Here is a 1,298-nt window from a genome sequence, read left to right on the forward strand (position 1 = left end):
GGTTCTTCCGGAAATTGCGTACATAGGCTCAGTGGCAGATTAAAGAGATGATGGAAAAGTAGAGCAAGATAGATTGAAATAACCACTCATTTTTAATGATGGGGTTATTTTAAAATGTCGACGAGCTTGCTTTATCACGCTTTTGGCATAATAGGTTATTTTTATCAAAATACCCGTTATATTGCCAACGCCATAATGGTTGCGATAAGAGAGGATCAGTGGCGTCTAAGATGCCCCATTTGCCGAAGTCGCAAGGTATTGTGCCGAGGAAAAGTGATTCGTCGTTTTCGAACGATACCGATAGGTCAAAAGGCTGTCTATATTGATCTTCCAGTCCAGCGGGTACAATGTAGCAGGTGCCAGGCAGTACGCCAGGTAAAGGTACGGTTTGCCGATGAACGTAAAGGTTATACTCGTGTGTTTGAAAGATGGGTACTGGAGCTCTCCCGGCATATGACCATCCGGGCAGTAGCTCGTTACCTTGGAGTGAGCTGGGATCTGGTTAAGGAAATCCAAAAGTGCAGTCTGCAAAAGCGTTATCGATTGCCGAAATTAGCAAAAGTTAAACGTATCGCGATGGATGAAATCTATCAAGGCAAGAAACCGGGCTATTTAACCCTTGTTCTGGACCTTCACGTGGTGCTGTGATTTTTGTGGGCAAAGGGAAAGGCGCGGATGCGTTGATTCCATTCTGGAAGCGCTTAAAACGATCGGGTGCAAGCATTGAAGCGGTTGCAACCGATATGGGCCCAGCTTACATCAGTGCGGTACAGAGCCATATTCCAGAGATCACGCTGGTATTCGATCACTTTCATATCATCAAGCTGTTTAATGAAAAACTGACCAAGCTGCGCCGCGATTTGCAGCGAGAAGCAGAGAATGGGCTGGGTAAGCCCATTTTAAAAGGCATTCGTTGGTTGCTGCTCAAGCATCCTGACAATCTGGATGACGCGCGCAATGAGCGCCAACGTCTGGAGCAAGCACTTAAGCTCAATGAACCCTTGGCAACGGCTTATTATATGAAAGAAGAATTACGCAATATTTGGCATCAACCAGATAAAACTGCAGCGCAAAATGCGCTTGATGAGTGGGTAAAAAAGGCCGCTGCTTCTGATATCAACATGCTCAAGCAATTCTCTAAAACCATTGCCGCTCATCGCTCGGGTATCCTTGCCTATTTCGACCTCAATGGCTTATCAACTGGACCATTGGAAGGCATCAACAACAAGATTAAAACGCTACATAAAATGGCTTATGGCTTTAGAGATGTTGAATTCTTTAAGCTAAAAATTATGGCG

At 45.0% G+C, this 1,298-nt stretch carries 2 protein-coding genes; both read left to right on the plus strand.

The window, feature by feature from the left end:
• The first annotated feature begins 114 nt into the window (after positions 1-114).
• A complete protein-coding gene (locus BM122_RS24670; RefSeq protein WP_074907669.1) occupies positions 115-648 on the plus strand; it encodes a helix-turn-helix domain-containing protein in 534 nt (177 codons plus the stop codon).
• Positions 649-653: 5 nt separating this feature from the next.
• Positions 654-1,298: ISL3 family transposase (locus BM122_RS24675; RefSeq protein WP_218152221.1), on the plus strand; the 645-nt coding region annotated here is incomplete at its 3' end.

The sequence above is a fragment of the Nitrosomonas communis genome, from assembly GCF_900114745.1.
GTDB classification, from domain to species: Bacteria; Pseudomonadota; Gammaproteobacteria; order Burkholderiales; family Nitrosomonadaceae; genus Nitrosomonas; species Nitrosomonas communis_A.